The following is a 14,878-nucleotide window of genomic DNA, read 5'->3' on the forward strand; positions in this document are numbered from 1 at the left end:
CAAGTGTGCACCCGGTGACCTGGGGAATCAGGCCAATTGGCTGCTTTACCCGGCCGTACACGCGCCGCCCCGTGCCGCAGTTCACCGGCGCCACCTGGGGCGGCCGCTTCCGCACAGGGGAGATGAGCGATGCGGGTCCATGCCGTACCTGCCCCGATGACCGTCGCCTCCGACGCCCGGCTCGCCGACGTGGTCTTCGCCAGCGACCGGGTGAACAGCGACATGGTCCTGTTCCAGCGCCGGTCGGCCGGCGGCTGGCGTCCCGTGACGGCGAGGCGGTTCGCGGCCGACGTTCGCAGCCTGGCGGCAGGCTTCCTCGCGAGCGAGGACCTCGCCGCCCTGCGACCGTCGTTCCTGCTGGCGGTGCCCAGGGTGTTCGAGCGGGTCTACAACGATGCCCAGCAGCGGGCTCATGCTGAGGGCAAGGGGAGGATCTTCGACTGGGCCGACCGGACCGCCGTCGCCTACAGCCAGGCACTGGACGATGGGCGGCCGGGCCGGCGCTTGCGCCTGGCACACTGCCTGTCCGACCGGCTGGTGTACCGGCGGCTGCGGGCCGCGCTCGGCGGCCGTGTCGGCTACGCCATCTCCGGCGGAGCGCCGCTGGGCGCCCGGCTGGGTCACTTCCTCAGAGGAGTCGGCATCACCGTGCTGGAAGGCTACGGGCTGACCGAGACCAGTGCCGCCGCGACCGTGAACCTGCCCCACGCGCAGAAGATCGGCACGGTGGGGCCGCCCCTCCCCGGCGTCGAGGTCCGGATCGCCGACGACGGCGAGATCCTGATCAAAGGCCCGATCGTGTTCCAGGGTTACTGGCGCAACGAACAGTCCACCACGGAGAGCCGGACCGCCGACGGGTGGCTGCGCACCGGCGATGTCGGCGCCCTCGACGAGAACGGGTTCCTCGCGATCTCGGGCCGCAAGAAGGAGATCATCGTCACTGCCGGCGGCAAGAACCTCGCCCCGGAGCCGCTCGAGGACCGCCTGCGCACCCACCCGCTCATCAGTCAGGCGGTGGTCGTCGGCGACCGGCGGCCGTACACCGCCACGCTGATCACCCTGGACGCCGAGGCGCTGGCGTCATGGAAGCGGGCCGTCGGCAGACCCGAGCAGGCTGGCCCCGCCGAGCTGCGCGACGATCCGGACCTGCTGGCCAGGTTGCAGACGGCTGTGGACGAGGCCAACACGACGGTGAGCCGGGCCGAGTCGATCCGCAGGTTCCGAATCCTTCCGGTCGACCTGACCGAGGAGAACGGATATCTGACCCCGACCATGAAGGTCAAGCGTGCCTTGGTCCACAAGGACTTCGCGGCCGACATCGAGGAGCTGTACCGCTGAGCACCAGACGCCAGGACCGGCGGACCCGCCAGGTCGCGGGGGCGCGATCGACGATGGATCGACTGGTGGCGTCCACGCCGGCGTCCCGTGACCGGGTGGTCGACGCCGCCCGTGCGCTGTGCATCGTGGTCGTCACCCTCTGGCACTGGACATTGTCGATCACCCACCGCACCGCCGACGGCAGCCTGACCATGCCCAATCCGATCCATGCCGTGCCCGGTGGCTGGCTGGCCACCTGGGTGCTGCAGATCATGCCGGTGTTCTTCCTGGTCGGCGGGTACGCCAACCTGGTCGGCTGGCAACGGGCTCGGGAACGCGGGACGACCGCCGGCCGGTTCGTCCGGGACCGGCTGCGCCGGCTGCTGTGGCCGACCGCCGTCTGGGCCGTGGTCTGGCTCGCCGGTGAGCTGCTCGCGGCCGTCCTGCCCGGCGCGCACCGATGGATGTGGGAGTGGTTCCCCGGCTACCTGACGCCGCTGTGGTTCCTGGGCGTGTACGGCCTGCTGATCGCCGCGGTGCCGATCACCGTGCGCCTGCACGACCGCTACGGAGCCGGCGTCCTGGTGGCGCTCGTGCTGCTGATCATCCTCGGCAGCGTGGCGCACCGCGGTGCCGGCCTGGCCTGGGCGGGCTGGGTGACCGCCGCCCTGGTGTGGCTGTTCTGCCACCAGCTCGGCTACGCCTGGCGCAGCTGGGAGCTGGGGCGGCGGCCGCCGGCGCAGCGGCTGGCGGTCGCCGGAGCCGGTCTGGCCGGGCTGGTCGGGCTGACCGTGGGAGTGGGCTACCCCCTGTCGATGGTGTCCACCACCGGCGCCGCCGAATCCAACATCTTCCCGACCAACGCCGCCATCGCCGCCCTGGCCGTCTTCCAGCTCGGGCTGCTGGTCCTGGTCACGCCGGCCGCCGAGCGCCTGCTGCGCCGGCCGGCCGTCTGGAAGCCGGTCGTGGCCCTCAACGTGGTCGCGTTGACCATCTTTCTCTGGCACATGACGGCGTACCTGGTGGTGCTGTGGGCCTATCAAGGGCTTGGTGGCACGCTGGCGGCGGAGCCGACCGCCGGTTGGTGGGCACAGCGCTGGCTATGGCTGCTGGCCCCGTCGGCCGTGCTCGCCGTGCTGGCCGTCGTGTTCGCCCGCGTGGAGCTTGCCGCCCGCCGACCTCGGAAAGGGGCAGGTCGCTGAGCTCGGCACCCGCAAAAAGCGCCGCGTGTGAGGAGCGGCCGTTCCGTCACGATCTGGATCGTCAAGATCGTGATCGGATACAGAACGCCCCGGACAAGGTGCCGGTAGGTCCCGACGACCCGTGCTTCAGGCGCCTCCGGGGCTGGGGCACGCAGCGCTCCTGAAGGCCGCTGACGAGGGGCGACGGGCAGCGCGGATAAAATGTACCGACCCCCGCACCGCCGGGGCCCTGACCAAGGGCTCCTGCCTACGGAGGTGAGCGCGTCATGGTGTTCGACCAGGCGGATCTACGCGAGCTGGCGGCCTTCGGCGACGAGGTCGGTGTGCTGTCGCTCTACACCACGATGGAGCCGGGCACGCAGTCCGGTCGGACCCGGCTGCGCAACGAGATCGCCGCGCTGCGCCAGGAGCTGGCCGCAGGCTCCGACCAGGAGCGGGCCAGGCTCGTGGACCTGCGCCTCGACCTGCTGGAGCCGCGGATCACCGAGTTGCTCGACCCGGCCGGTCCCGGTCTCGGGCGTGCCCTGTTCGCGCAGGTGGCCGGTGAGGAGGTGCGTAACGCGTGGGTTCAGCTCCCGGTGGGTGTCCTCGCCGTGCTGAAGGAGCACGCTTATCTGCTGCCGCTCGTGACCGCCGTACAGGCCGACAAGCCCGCCGGGGTGGTCAGGGTGGGGCGTGACGGCGTGCGGCTGTTCGACTGCCGCTACGGCCTGGCCGACGAGCTGGAGCCGGTCGGCTTCGACCTGGCGACGGCGGGCTCGTCCAGAGAGGCGACGCTGCCGGGGCTCTCCCGGCGCGGCATCCACCCCGACCGCTTCGACCAGCGCGTGGAGGAGCACCTGACCAGGTTCCTGCGCGAGTCGGCCCCGCACGTGGCCGGGCAGGCGCGGCGGCTGGGCTGGGAGACGCTGCTGCTGGTGGGCGATCCCCGCGACACCTCGGTGCTGCGCGAGGCGCTGCCGGCGGAGAGGGAGATCGTCCAGGTGGACGCCGTGCTCGATCCAGCCCTGTCGCCGTCGGAGGTGCTGGAGTTCGTCCGCCCCACACTCGACGAGGTGCGGGCCAGGCATGACGCCGCCCTGGCCGTACGCGCCCGGGACCTGGCCCTGTCGGGCGGTAACGGCGCGGTGGGCCTCGACGACATCCTCTCCCTGCTGCGGCAGGGCCGGGTCGAGCACCTGCTGCTCGACCCGGCGGGCGGGTGGAACGCCGATCCCGTCGCCGTCGCCCCCGAGGAGCTGGAGGAGGAGATGTTCGAGCTAGCCTTCGAGCACGGAGGCGACGTCACCGTGCTGGAGACCCGAGCGGCGGAGGAGCTCGCCGAGGCGGGCGGAGTGGCGGCGATGCTGCGCTGGTGAGCGGTCGCCGTGCGCTCCTGGACCGTCGCCCCGACGCCGTCGCCGGCCCTCCTACCGCGCCCGCCACGACCGCGCCACCGGGCGTGGCGGGCCGCCTCACTGTCCCGACCGCGACTGTCGGCGTCGGCCTGGAGTGCTTGGACATCGGTGAGCTGGCTGTGCGGGCGTCAGCGAACTCCTCGCCTGCGCACTCTTTCACGTCGAGGGCCTGCGCACCCAGCGCATCCCCGGCGCGATCGGCGGGATCGGGGACGCCACGATCGTGGGCATGGCGGAACGGGTCCTCGACCGGCTCCACCCGGCGCATCCGGTGCGGGCTCAATCCGGCGGGCGGAAGGCCGCGCAGAGGCGTTCCAGGCCGATACCGCTGATCATCAGGCGTTCCTTGGCGTTGCCGAGCAGGCCGGCGGTCCAGGTGACCGATCCGCCGTCGCCGAGGTCGACGTCGCCGCCGGCCGGAGTGGCGGCGCGGATCCCGAAGCATACGCCGCCGTAGTAGCCGCGGCCGGCGGCGCGGTCGTCGTCGAAGGCGAACCCGGTACCGGGGTGCTCCTGCGCGAGCCGGTCCAGGACCTTCTCGCGCAGCGCCCGGCGGTGGCGCCCGCCGGTCAGGTCCGTGACGGACACGCGCACGTTCGTGGCCTCGTAACCGAGGGCGCGGGCCTCCCGCAGGAGGTCGAGGTGGACGCCGATCTGCTCGGTCAGGGCGGCCGTCTCGAAGGCGAACGAGCCCTCGTCGCGACCGGCGGTACACAGGCCCAGCAGCGAGAAGTGCGCCGCCATGCCCGGCCCGAAGGCCTGGGCGCGCACCACGCGGTGAACGGCCCCGAGCCGGACCCGCCGGCGTGAGCGCGGATCGGCCCCGAGCAGGTCCCGCCGGCGTACCGCGCACTCCAGAGCCAGCACGTTGGTGACGTCCGCGACGACCTCCGAGGTACGGACCGTGGTGACGACCTTGTTCTGGTCCGCGGTGGCCACCGACGAGACGGTGCCCAGCGGGCACAGCGGCGACAACTGCACCGCGGTGAAGGCATGCCGGCCGAGCCGTCGGAGCACCATAGCCTCCAGGCGTGCCAGCTCACCGGCGTCCAGCGGCGACGGCCGGGTGAAGCGGTTGTCCTCATAGGCCTTCAGCAGGCGCGCGGGCGTCACCGCGGCGGCACGCCGGCGGGAGACCTCGATCAGCAGCGTCTGCAGATCGGTGGGGGACAACCGCTCGGCCAGCACCTCCAGCACCTCGGGAACGGCTCCCTCGCGCAGGATCCGGCCGAGCCAACGCTCACGCGTCCGCGCCGCCGGCAGATCTTCACTATGGTCGAACGCCTCACTCATCGACCTATCGTGGCGGTTTTCCGGACGCCCTCGCACCGGGTTTTCCTACCGTCCCCATACCGCCTCCAGAGGGAGCGGCGTTTCGCGGCGTGCCTGTTGATCAGGTGGGCGACCGAACGGGCGAGGTAGCACGGCAGTGAGCGTTTGCCGACCGCCGCCAGCGCCACGCGCTTCATCGCGGAAACGACGTCCGCCGTCCAGGACGCCACCCGGGAGGTCCCTAAGATCGCCGGCGACTGGCCCGGGCCTCTGCGAGCCGGGTGGCTCATGTCACATCCGTCCTTGTCACACTTCGCCGGGCCGCTCCGTCAATGGGGTATGACCAGCGACAACGACAAGGAGCACACCATGAACGCTCGTCTCAACCTGTTCGGCAACGACTTCGCGGCCAAGGCGCTGAAGCACTTCGTCGGGGCGAGCCAGGCGGTCAAGGACTCCAGCCTGCCGGCCACGACCCGGGAGCTGGTGCAGCTGCGCGCCAGCCAGATCAACGGCTGCGCCTTCTGCGTCGACATGCACACCAAGGACGCCGCGCACGCCGGGGAGAGCTCGGTGCGGCTCAACCTGGTCGCGGCCTGGCGGGAGGCCACGGTGTTCACCGAGGCCGAGCGCGCCGCCCTGGAGCTGGCGGAGGAGGGCACCCGCCTCGCGGACGCTGCCGGCGGCGTCTCCGACGACGTGTGGGCGAACGCCGCCAAGCACTACGACGAGGAGCAGCTCACCGCCCTGGTGACGCTCATCGCCACCATCAACGCCTTCAACCGCCTGAACGTCATCACCCAGCAGCCGGCCGGCGACTACCAGCCCGGCCAGTTCGGGTAACCAGATCGGGGAAGGAACGCGGCCGCCGGCGCCGGACGGCGACCGGCGGCTCACCGGTCGGCGGCACGTGGCGGTGTCACAGGCCGGCGCTCGTCACTCGCCGAGGAGCCGCCACGTGGTGAGGGCGATCCTGGCCCGGGTCAGCCCGGCCTGTTCGGTGAGGTCGATGCTCAGGGCCTTGCCGATCTGTTCGACCCGGCGGGCGATGCTGCTGTGGTGCAGGTGCAGAAGGTCGGCGGCCTGGCGCAGGGAGCCGGTGGCGCAGTAGGCGTCCAAGGTGTCCAGGTCCTCCGGAGTGCCGGCCAGCCGGTCGATCGCCGCCACGTCGGGGTTGCCGCGCGCGACCTCCGGCGGAATCTCGGCCAGCAGCGCCAGCGCGCCCAGGTCCTCGTAGCGCACGACCGGCCGGCGCGCGGTGGTGTAGCGCAGGGCGGTGCGCGCCTGCTGCCAGGACACGCAAGGGCCGGCCGCGGAACCGATGCCCGCCCGCGCGCCCGCGGAAAGGCGGCTCTGGTCGACGGTGGTGGCCAGGATGACGCCCACGCCGCCGACCGACGCCGCCCTGACCGGGCGTGCCGGGCAGATCAGGCCGCCGACCTGGTCGAGCGGGAGCCGTGACCGTACGGCGACGACGCGTACGGGCAGGTCGGCGGCGAAGCCCAGCAGCCGCAGCGCCCGCGCTCTGGCGGCGTCCTCGCTGCCGGGGCTGATCGCCAGCTCGACGAGGGCCGGGTCGGCCATGGTGGTGCTGGCCGGGCCGTACCTCTCGACGACCGCCGCGACGGCGATGCCGAGCCGGTCCAGCAGCAGCTCGTCGAGCGGCAAGGGAGGGGCGGAGCGTTCCAGCCAGACCGTGCCGACCTCCTCGTCGTCGAGGGTGATCGGCGCCGTGGTGGACGCGGGCGCCGGCGGGCCGGCCGCCTGCCTGCCGTCGGGCGAGAAGCGGACCACGCGGTCCGGGTCGTGCAGCCTGATGCCCGCCACGCAGCCGGCCAGGTTGGCCGAGGCCCGGGCGAGTGCCGGGAGATCCACCCGGCGGCGCATCAGCGTGTCGTAGAACATGACGACCCGGAGCGCCCCTCCGGCCTCCGCGTCCAGGTGCGACAGCCGTACAGCCAGTGCCTCCATGCAGGGAAGAGTACGCGACGATCGGTGCGCGGCCGAGCCGTGATGGGCGACGGATGGCGGATGACCTGGTGGGCCGGCGCCGCGAGGATGAGCGGCATGGATCCCGAACTCGAAGCTTTCATCCCGTTGTTCCCCCGAGCCGACCTGCGCGACCCGATCGCCGAGCGCGACAGCTTCGCCGCCCTGGCCGCGTCGGTGGCGCCTCCGGACACGACGGGCCTGGAGATCGAGGACCATGTCGTGCCCGCCGGCTCCGGCGTGCCGATCCGCGTCTACCGCCCCCGGCAGGCCGGCCAGGGCGCCATCGTGTGGATGCACGGCGGCGGCTGGGTCATGGGCGACCTCGACACCGAACACCCCTGGGCCGCGCGGCTGGCCGAGGTCTCCGGCACGGTGGTGATCTCGGTCGGCTATCGTCTGGCGCCCGAACACCCCTTCCCGGCCGCCCTCGACGACTCCTACGCCGTCCTCGCCTGGGCGGCCGAGCACGCCGGGCGGCTCGGCCTCGACCCCGCCCGCATCGCCGTCGGCGGACACAGCGCCGGCGGCGGGCTGGCCGCCGGCATGGCCCTGCGAGCCCGCGACGAGCACGGCCCGCGGATCTGCTTCCAGCTGCTCAACCAGCCCGGCCTCGACGACCGGCAGCAGACGTGGTCGGCCCGCACCTTCACCGACACCCCCTGGATGAACCGGGACAAGGTGAGCTCCGCCTGGGGCCACTACCTCGGCGGCGCCCCCGCCACCCCGTACGCGGCCCCGGCACGCGCGGAAGACCTGACCGGCCTGCCTCCCGCCTACATCGCCACGGCCGAGCTGTGCCCCAACCGCGACGAGGACATCATGTACGCCACCCGCCTGCTCCAGGCCGGCGTCTCGGTCGAGCTCCACCAGTGGGCGGGCACCTTCCACGGCTCCCAGGCCATCCTGTCCGCCGAGGTCTCACAACGTCAGATCGCCGAGCTCGGCACCGTGCTCCACCGCGCCCTCGCCGGCTGACGCCATCCGCCACCACCACCGCTCAGGAAACGCGATGAGATCCACGACCACGGGAGAGCCATGACCGCGACCGACCTCGCCCCGGCCAGGGAGCAGCCCGCTCGCCAGCCGGATGCCGTAACAGGGTCGGCACCGGCATGACAGGACTGCTGCGCCCGTACGGGTGGGCTTTCGCCGCCGTCGTCCTGCTCCAGATGGTCGGCGCAGTCGCCGGCCTGGCGCCGCTGCTCGCCGTCGTCGAGGTGGGCCGGGTCCTGCTCTCGCCGGGCCCCGCCGACCCGGGCCATGTCTGGGCCGTCGTGACGGCGGGCGCGGCCGGCCTGCTGGTCCGGCTGCTGTTCACGGCCGCGTCGTCGGGGATCGGGCACGTCCTCGACGGTGCGGTGCAGCTGACGCTCCGCAGGCGGCTGGCGGCGCGGCTGGGGCGCGTACCGATCGGGTGGTTCTCCCGGCGCGGGTCCGGAGAAGTGGCCAAGGTGGTGGGCGAGGACGTCAGCGCCGTGCACCCGTTCATCGCCCACGCCCCCGGCGAGCTCGTCTCGGCCTTCGTCGTGCCGCTGGTGTCGCTGGTCTACCTGTTCGCCGTCGACTGGCGGCTCACGCTGATCACCCTGATCCCGGTGGCCCTGGCGGTGGCGACGGTCCCCCTGATGATGGTGCCGGCCCGGCTGCGCGAGCAGGAGGAGTTCGACGCGGCGATGGGACGGATCGCGGATTCCACCGTCGAGTTCGTGCAGGGCATCGCGGTGGTCAAGGCGTTCGGTGGGGCCGAGCGCGCCCACCGCACGTTCATCCGGGCCGCGGACGACTTCGTCGACGTCTTCGTCCGGTGGGTGCGCACCATGTCGCTGATCGCCGCGGCGATGCAGCTGGCGCTGTCGCCGCCGTTCGTGCTGCTGGTCGTGCTGATCGGCGGCGCGGCGCTGATCACGTCCGGCGGCATGGCCCCCGCGGACCTGCTGCCCTTCCTGCTGCTCGGGCTGGGCCTGACCGCGCCGGTCGCGGCCCTCGGCCACGGCTTCGACGACCTCCAGGCCGCCCGGCGGGCGGTGAGCCGGATCAAGGACGTGCTCGAGGTGCCGCCTCTGCCGGAGCCGGCCGAACCCGCCTCGCCGCGAGGGCACCGGGTCGAGCTGCGTGACGTGCGGTTCGCCTACGACGACGGCCGCGAGGTGTTGCGCGGGATCGACCTGGTGCTGGAACCAGGGACGGTCACCGCGCTCGTCGGGCCGTCGGGGAGCGGCAAGTCCACGCTGGTCCAGCTGTTGCCGCGGTTCTTCGACCCGGTGAGCGGCTCGGTCCTGCTCGGCGGCGTCGACCTGCGCGAGCTCGGGAGCGGCGAGCTCTACCGGATGGTCTCGTTCGTCTTCCAGGACGTCCGCCTGCTGCGCGCCCCGGTCGCCGACAACATCGCCCTGGCGGTGCCGCACGCCGGGCACGACGAGGTGGTCCGCGCCGCCCGGCTGGCCGGCATTCACGACCGCATCCTGGAGCTGCCCCGAGGGTACGACACCGTGATCGGGGACGACGCGCGGCTGTCGGGCGGCGAAGCGCAGCGGGTCGCGATCGCACGCGCGCTGCTGGCCGACACACCCGTCCTGGTGCTCGACGAGGCGACCGCGTTCGCCGACCCGCAGACCGAGCAGGCCGTACGCCGGGCGCTGGCGACGCTGGACGGCGATCGCACAGTCCTCGTCATCGCCCACCGCCTGGAGACGGTCGCCGACGCCGACACCGTCGTGATGCTGGAGAACGGGTCGATCGTCGAACGCGGCAGCCCCGCCGAACTGCTGGCGCGCAACGGAAGGTTCGCCGCGTTCTGGCGCTCCCGGCGGATCGCCGGCGCGGCCGGGCCCCACGGCGGCCCGGAGCAAGGAGATGAGCCCCGATGATCCACATGCTGCTGCGTGTGCTGGGACACGAGTACGCCAGGACGATGCGCCGCACCATGGCCCTCATGACGATCACGGCGACGGCCGAGGGACTGTCGTACGCGCTGCTCGTCCCCGTGCTGCGGGCGTTGCTCGGGGGTTCGCCCGCGGACGCCTGGCCGTGGCTGGTGGCGTTCGGGGCCGCGGTCGCCGCCTACGCCGTGCTCCGCTACGCCAGTGACCTGTCCGGCATGCGCGTCGGGACGACGATGTTGCGCGGCATGTACCACCGGCTCGGCGAGCACCTGGCCCGGCTGCCCATCGGCTGGTACGACGCCGGCCGGGTCGGCGAGGTGTCCGTCATGGCCGGCCGCGGGCTGCTGGCGGCGATGAGCGTGGCGGCGCATCTGCTGGCGCCGTTCGTCTCCGCGGTGGTGACGCCCCTGACGATCGTGGCCGTGATGCTCGTCTTCGATTGGCGTATGGGGCTGGCGGCGCTGGCGGGCGTACCCGTCGTGGCGGCGATCCAGTGGTGGACGGTCCGCTCGACGACCGCCACGGACGCCGAGCGCCACGAGCGCGACCACGAGGCGAGCGGGCGCGTCATCGAGTACCTCCAGGCCCAGCCGGTGCTGCGGGCCGGCGGCCGGACCACGGAACGTTTCACGCTGCTCGACGACTCGCTGCGCGGGGTGCAGCGGGCGTCCCGGCGTACCGTGCTGGCCGCGCTGCCGGGTGTGGTGGGGCTGACGGTCGTGGTGCAGGCGCTCTTCACCGTGCTGCTGGTCCTCGGTGCCTACCTCGTGCTCGGCGGGAGCATCGGCGCGGCGGAGGTGCTGACGATCCTGGTGCTGGCCGCCCGGTGCGCCGACCCGCTGCTGTCGCTGTCGGACATCGGCGGCAAACTGCGCGGCGCCCGGTCCGAGCTGGACCGGCTGGACGAGGTGTTGCGGACGGATCCGCTGCCGGAGCCGGCCGAGCCGATCGAGCCGGCGGGGCATGACCTGGAGCTCGCGTCCGTCACCTTCCGGCACGGCGACCGTACGGTGTTCGACGACGTGTCGTTGTCCGTGCCGCAGGGGCAGCGGCTCGCCGTCGTGGGGCCGTCGGGGGCGGGGAAGAGCACCCTGCTGCAGGTGCTCGCGCGCTTCTACGACGTGGACGCGGGCGCGGTGCGCATGGGAGGCGTGGACGTGCGCGCGATCGACACCAAGGTGCTCATGGAGCGGATCGCCATCGTCTTCCAGCACGTCTATCTCTTCGACGGGACCATCGAGGAGAACGTACGTCTCGGCCGTCCCGGCGCGACCGAGGCGGAGGTGCGGGCGGCGGCGACGGCGGCGCGGCTCGACGAGGTGATCGAGCGGCTGCCCGGCGGATGGGAGACGAACGTCGGCGAGGGCGGCTCGCTGCTGTCGGGCGGCGAGCGCCAGCGGGTCTCGATCGCGCGTGCGCTGCTGAAGGACGCGCCCGTCGTGCTGCTGGACGAGGTGACCTCCGCGCTGGACCCGGTGAACGAGGCGGCCGTGCACGAGGGGATCGAGCGGCTCATGGCGGGCCGGACGGTGGTGATGGTGGCGCACCGCATGCGGACCGTTCAGCGCGCCGACCGGGTCGTCTTCCTCGACGGCGGCCGGATCGTGGAGGAAGGCACCCACGACGAGCTGCTGCGCCTTGGCGGACGCTATGCCGGGTTCTGGGAGGTCTCCCATCGCGCGGCCGCCCCGGGCTGAGCACCGGTGGCCCTTCCCCCGGCCGGGGTTCCCGAGCACCCCGACGGCCCGCGGCGCCCTGGGCGTTTCGCCGACCCGGCCGGGGGAACCGGGGCAGCCCAGGACGAGGGAAGGCGGGCGGAGATGGCGCGCAGGCTGGTGGCGATCGGCAATCCGGCGGCGGGCGGCGACGACGACGAAACCCGGCAGGCGGTGCTGCGCACGCTGGAGAGCGAGGCCGACATCGTGGCCCCCGCCACGGCGACACCCGAGGATGTCGGCCGCGTCCTGGCCGGGTACGCCGACCGCGACCCCGTCGTGATGGGCGGCGACGGCACCCTGCACACCGTGCTGGAGGCGCTGCTCGCCCGCGGCGAACTCGCCGACCGGCCGGTGGGGCTGATCCCCATGGGCACCGGCAACGACCTGGCCCGCTTTCTGGGCGTCCCGCTGGACCCCGGGAAGGCCGCGCTGACGGTGCTGCACGGCACCGAACGGCCGCTGGACCTGCTGGTCGACGACGAGGGCGGGATCGTGATGAACGCCGTGCACGTCGGCGTCGGCGCGCTGGCCTCGGAGCAGGCGGCCCCGCTCAAGCCGGTGCTGCGCCGGGCCGCGTACGCCGTGGGCGCGCTCCTCGCCGGGGCACGCAGCCGGGGCTGGCGGCTGCGGGTACGCGCTGACGGCGTCGTCGTCGCGTCCGGCCGCCGGCGGGTGCTCATGGTGGGCGTCGGGAACGGCGCCACGATCGGCGGCGGCACCCCGCTGGCGCCGGACGCGTGCCCGGACGACGGGCTGGCCGACGTGATCGTCTCCTTCGCCGTCTCCCCCTGGGCACGGCTGGCGTACGGGCTACGGTTGCGGCGCGGCGAGCACCCCGAGCGCGGTGACGTGGTCACCATGCGGGCGGGCAGGGTCGTCATCGAGGGCGAGCCCGTACCGGCCAACGCCGACGGCGAACTGCTCCCGGCCTCGCCCGTCTGGTCCTGGACCGTACGCCCCAGGGCCTGGCGGCTCATCGCACCAGACGAGTGACACAGGTCGAGGGTCGGCGGGCCGGGTGAGCGGCCGCCGGTCGCGCCGGACCGTGACGCTTGACGCTTGTGAGATCATCGGTCAGATACGCGTGATGATCGCTCGCCGGCCGCCCCGCCTGGAGGCGGGCCGCTTCCGCCGGCGCGCGGCGGATGGGAGGCTCCCATGTCGTTGTCCGGCCGGCTCATTCTGGTGTTACCCCTGGTGGCGACGTTCGCGGCGGGCGGTGGCGAGGCCCGCGCGGCGGTCGCGGCCGTCGCGCCACCGGCGGTCATCGAGGCCGACTTCCCCGACCCCGACGTCATCCAGGCCGGATCCACCTTCTACGCCTACTCCACCAGCAGCCGGGCCGGCCGCATCCAGGTGGCCGACGCGCCGTCGCCCACCGGGCCGTGGACCGTGCGCGGTGACGCCCTGCCCGGCAAGCCGAGCTGGGCGGGCGACGGCGGTTTCTGGGCGCCTGACGTGACGCGCCGCGCGGACGGCCAGTACCTCATGTACTTCACCGGCCCGAGCACCGCGACCGGGCGCATGTGCATCGGCGCCGCGCTGTCGCCCACCCCGCTCGGCCCGTTCCGGCCCATCGGCGACTCCCCGCTCGTCTGCGACCCCGCCGAGGGCGGCGACATCGACCCGTCGAGCTTCGTCGATGCGGACGGCACGCGCTATCTGCTGTACAAGAACGACGGCAACGCCGTGGGCAAGCCCACCGTCATCTGGTTGCAGCAGGTGCAGGCCGACGGCGTCACCTTCACCGGGCCCAGGAGGGAGCTCATCCGCAACGACCGCCCGGAGGAGGCCGGCGTGATCGAGGCGCCGGTGCTGGTCAAACGCCCGTCGCAGTACGTGTTGTTCTACTCGGGCGGCTCCTACACCGGCAACTCGTACTTCACCGGTTACGCCACCGCCCCTTCGCTCACCGGCCCCTACACCAAGGCGTACCGGCCGCTCATGACGACCGGCACGTTCGACGGCGCGGTGCAGGGCCCTGGCGGCACCGACGTGCTGGGCGACCGTGTCTTCTTCCACGGCTGGGTGGGCGACGCGCGCTGGATGTACACCGCGGACCTCGGCTGGGCGAACGACTATCCCGTCGTGCGCGGCAGCCGGGTGCGGTACGAGGCCGAGCGCGGCACGGTCAACCACGCGGAGGTCCGCACGGGCGCGGCCGGCGCGTCGCAGGGCGCCGTGGTGGCCAAGCTGGACCACGCCGACAGCTGGGTCGACATCAAGGTGTTCGCGCCGGTGGCGGGCGACTACACCGCGAACGTCGCGTACGCCGCCGGATACGGCGACGCCCAGCACGCCCTGACGGTGAACGGGGCGGCGCGGGCCACCGTGGACTATCCCGACCGGGGGTGGGACAACTGGACGCAGGTCAAGGCGACGGTCACCCTGGTCGCGGGCTGGAACACGCTGCGCCTGCAACACCTGACGCGGTGGGCCGAGCTGGACTACGTCGAACTCGCCTGATCGGGCCGGCCGCGCGGCGACGTAGGCGACGGGCACCTCGCCCCAGTGCGGGCGGGGCCGTGCGACGACCGCGGCCTCCTGCACGGCCGGATGGTCCACCAGGGCGTCCCCCACCTCGGCGGAGGCGATCCTGCACGTAGCCGTCGCGGTGGCTCACCGCCAGGTCGCCCGTACGGAATCAGCCGTCGGGGGCGGCCTTGCCGGTGGCGGCGGGGTCGCGGTGGTGGCCCACCATGACGTCGTTGCCGCGCATCGCGGTCTCGCCGACGGTGGCAGCGTCGGCCGGCACGTCGTCACCGTGCTCGTCGACGACCCTGACGCGCTGGGCGATCACGTTGCCCACGCCCTGCCGGGCGGTCACCGCTGCCGGGCCGGCGGGGTCGAGGACGGCCCATTCCGGCTGCGGCCTGGCGGATGGCCGCGGGCCCGTACGTCTCGGTGAGGCCGTACAGGTGGATCAGCGCGATTTGCCCGGCGCCCTCGCGGCGGCGACACCGTTGACCGCCCGTTCCAGCCGGCCTTCCCGGCAAGCCGGCGGAAACGACCGCTGGTGGCGGGCGCCGTGGCGGTGGCGGAGGCCGCGCTGCTGATGACGAACGCCGCCACCACGACCGTCCCACCCGGCACCACGA

At 73.2% G+C, this 14,878-nt stretch carries 12 protein-coding genes and 1 pseudogene; 9 read left to right on the plus strand and 4 right to left on the minus strand.

The genetic code is table 11. The features are described from left to right. The first annotated feature begins 129 nt into the window (after nt 1-129). From GUY59_RS26700 to GUY59_RS26710, 3 genes are all read left to right on the plus strand, one after another. Nucleotides 130-1,338, plus strand: a complete 1,209-nt coding sequence (locus GUY59_RS26700) for an AMP-dependent synthetase/ligase (protein ID WP_236667527.1) — start codon at nt 130-132, stop codon at nt 1,336-1,338. A 65-nt stretch (nt 1,339-1,403) separates the two neighbouring features. Next, entirely contained in the window at nt 1,404-2,519 is a 1,116-nt protein-coding gene (locus GUY59_RS26705) for an acyltransferase family protein (RefSeq protein WP_252374873.1), read from the plus strand. A gap of 266 nt (nt 2,520-2,785) precedes the next feature. Continuing rightward, nucleotides 2,786-3,877, plus strand: coding sequence for a VLRF1 family aeRF1-type release factor (locus GUY59_RS26710; RefSeq protein ID WP_138200092.1), 1,092 nt, complete (start codon nt 2,786-2,788; stop codon nt 3,875-3,877). A gap of 318 nt (nt 3,878-4,195) precedes the next feature. Here GUY59_RS26710 and GUY59_RS26715 read toward each other — a convergent pair whose 3' ends face one another. Next, nucleotides 4,196-5,209, minus strand: a complete 1,014-nt coding sequence (locus GUY59_RS26715; RefSeq protein WP_201761361.1) for a hypothetical protein — start codon at nt 5,207-5,209, stop codon at nt 4,196-4,198. Between the two features lie 348 nt (nt 5,210-5,557). Between GUY59_RS26715 and GUY59_RS26720 the strand changes: the two genes are divergently transcribed. Continuing rightward, entirely contained in the window at nt 5,558-6,031 is a 474-nt protein-coding gene (locus tag GUY59_RS26720; RefSeq protein WP_138200091.1) for a carboxymuconolactone decarboxylase family protein, read from the plus strand. Between the two features lie 93 nt (nt 6,032-6,124). Here GUY59_RS26720 and GUY59_RS26725 read toward each other — a convergent pair whose 3' ends face one another. Continuing rightward, nucleotides 6,125-7,159: a helix-turn-helix domain-containing protein gene (locus GUY59_RS26725; protein ID WP_138200090.1), complete on the minus strand. Its 1,035-nt coding sequence runs from the start codon at nt 7,157-7,159 to the stop codon at nt 6,125-6,127. Nucleotides 7,160-7,219: 60 nt separating this feature from the next. Here GUY59_RS26725 and GUY59_RS26730 point away from each other — a divergent pair, with 60 nt between their 5' ends. The 5 genes from GUY59_RS26730 to GUY59_RS26750 all read left to right on the plus strand — a co-directional run bounded on the left by GUY59_RS26730 (nt 7,220) and on the right by GUY59_RS26750 (nt 14,246). Continuing rightward, a complete protein-coding gene (locus GUY59_RS26730) occupies nt 7,220-8,155 on the plus strand; it encodes an alpha/beta hydrolase (protein ID WP_236667528.1) in 936 nt (311 codons plus the stop codon). A 137-nt stretch (nt 8,156-8,292) separates the two neighbouring features. Continuing rightward, nucleotides 8,293-10,047 carry an ABC transporter ATP-binding protein gene (locus GUY59_RS26735; protein ID WP_138200089.1) on the plus strand — a complete coding sequence of 585 codons (1,755 nt, stop codon included), beginning with the start codon at nt 8,293-8,295 and terminating at the stop codon, nt 10,045-10,047. Further along, nucleotides 10,044-11,759 (plus strand): ABC transporter ATP-binding protein, encoded by a 1,716-nt coding sequence (locus GUY59_RS26740; protein WP_138200088.1) that lies wholly within the window; start codon nt 10,044-10,046, stop codon nt 11,757-11,759. Before GUY59_RS26735 ends, GUY59_RS26740 begins: the two co-directional genes overlap by 4 nt. 6 nt (nt 11,760-11,765) lie before the next feature. Continuing rightward, the gene (locus GUY59_RS26745) at nt 11,766-12,773 is read left to right on the plus strand and encodes a diacylglycerol/lipid kinase family protein (RefSeq protein ID WP_252374872.1); all 1,008 of its coding nucleotides are present in this window, start codon (nt 11,766-11,768) and stop codon (nt 12,771-12,773) included. Between the two features lie 165 nt (nt 12,774-12,938). Further along, a complete protein-coding gene (locus GUY59_RS26750) occupies nt 12,939-14,246 on the plus strand; it encodes a family 43 glycosylhydrolase (RefSeq protein ID WP_132331541.1) in 1,308 nt (435 codons plus the stop codon). Nucleotides 14,247-14,264: 18 nt separating this feature from the next. Here the strand turns inward: GUY59_RS26750 and GUY59_RS51445 are convergent. Beyond that, nucleotides 14,265-14,360, minus strand: a pseudogene (locus GUY59_RS51445) (AMP-binding enzyme); the annotation flags it as partial. Nucleotides 14,361-14,424: 64 nt separating this feature from the next. Further along, nucleotides 14,425-14,607, minus strand: coding sequence for a hypothetical protein (locus GUY59_RS26760; RefSeq protein WP_161714715.1), 183 nt, complete (start codon nt 14,605-14,607; stop codon nt 14,425-14,427). Nucleotides 14,608-14,878: the final 271 nt, after the last annotated feature.

This window comes from Nonomuraea sp. K271, from assembly GCF_009908215.1.
In the GTDB taxonomy this organism is placed as follows: domain Bacteria; phylum Actinomycetota; class Actinomycetes; order Streptosporangiales; family Streptosporangiaceae; genus Nonomuraea; species Nonomuraea longispora.

What these genes read in the sequence shown, in the direction of transcription:
- GUY59_RS26730 (WP_236667528.1), top strand. Translation starts at nt 7,220, where the DNA reads ATGACCTGGTGGGCCGGCGCCGCGAGGATGAGCGGCATGGATCCCGAA.
- GUY59_RS26750 (WP_132331541.1), top strand. Translation starts at nt 12,939, where the DNA reads ATGTCGTTGTCCGGCCGGCTCATTCTGGTGTTACCCCTGGTGGCGACG.
- GUY59_RS26715 (WP_201761361.1), bottom strand. Translation starts at nt 5,209, where the DNA reads ATGAGTGAGGCGTTCGACCATAGTGAAGATCTGCCGGCGGCGCGGACG.
- GUY59_RS26700 (WP_236667527.1), top strand. Translation starts at nt 130, where the DNA reads ATGCGGGTCCATGCCGTACCTGCCCCGATGACCGTCGCCTCCGACGCC.
- GUY59_RS26710 (WP_138200092.1), top strand. Translation starts at nt 2,786, where the DNA reads ATGGTGTTCGACCAGGCGGATCTACGCGAGCTGGCGGCCTTCGGCGAC.
- GUY59_RS26735 (WP_138200089.1), top strand. Translation starts at nt 8,293, where the DNA reads ATGACAGGACTGCTGCGCCCGTACGGGTGGGCTTTCGCCGCCGTCGTC.
- GUY59_RS26740 (WP_138200088.1), top strand. Translation starts at nt 10,044, where the DNA reads ATGATCCACATGCTGCTGCGTGTGCTGGGACACGAGTACGCCAGGACG.
- GUY59_RS26720 (WP_138200091.1), top strand. Translation starts at nt 5,558, where the DNA reads ATGAACGCTCGTCTCAACCTGTTCGGCAACGACTTCGCGGCCAAGGCG.
- GUY59_RS26725 (WP_138200090.1), bottom strand. Translation starts at nt 7,159, where the DNA reads ATGGAGGCACTGGCTGTACGGCTGTCGCACCTGGACGCGGAGGCCGGA.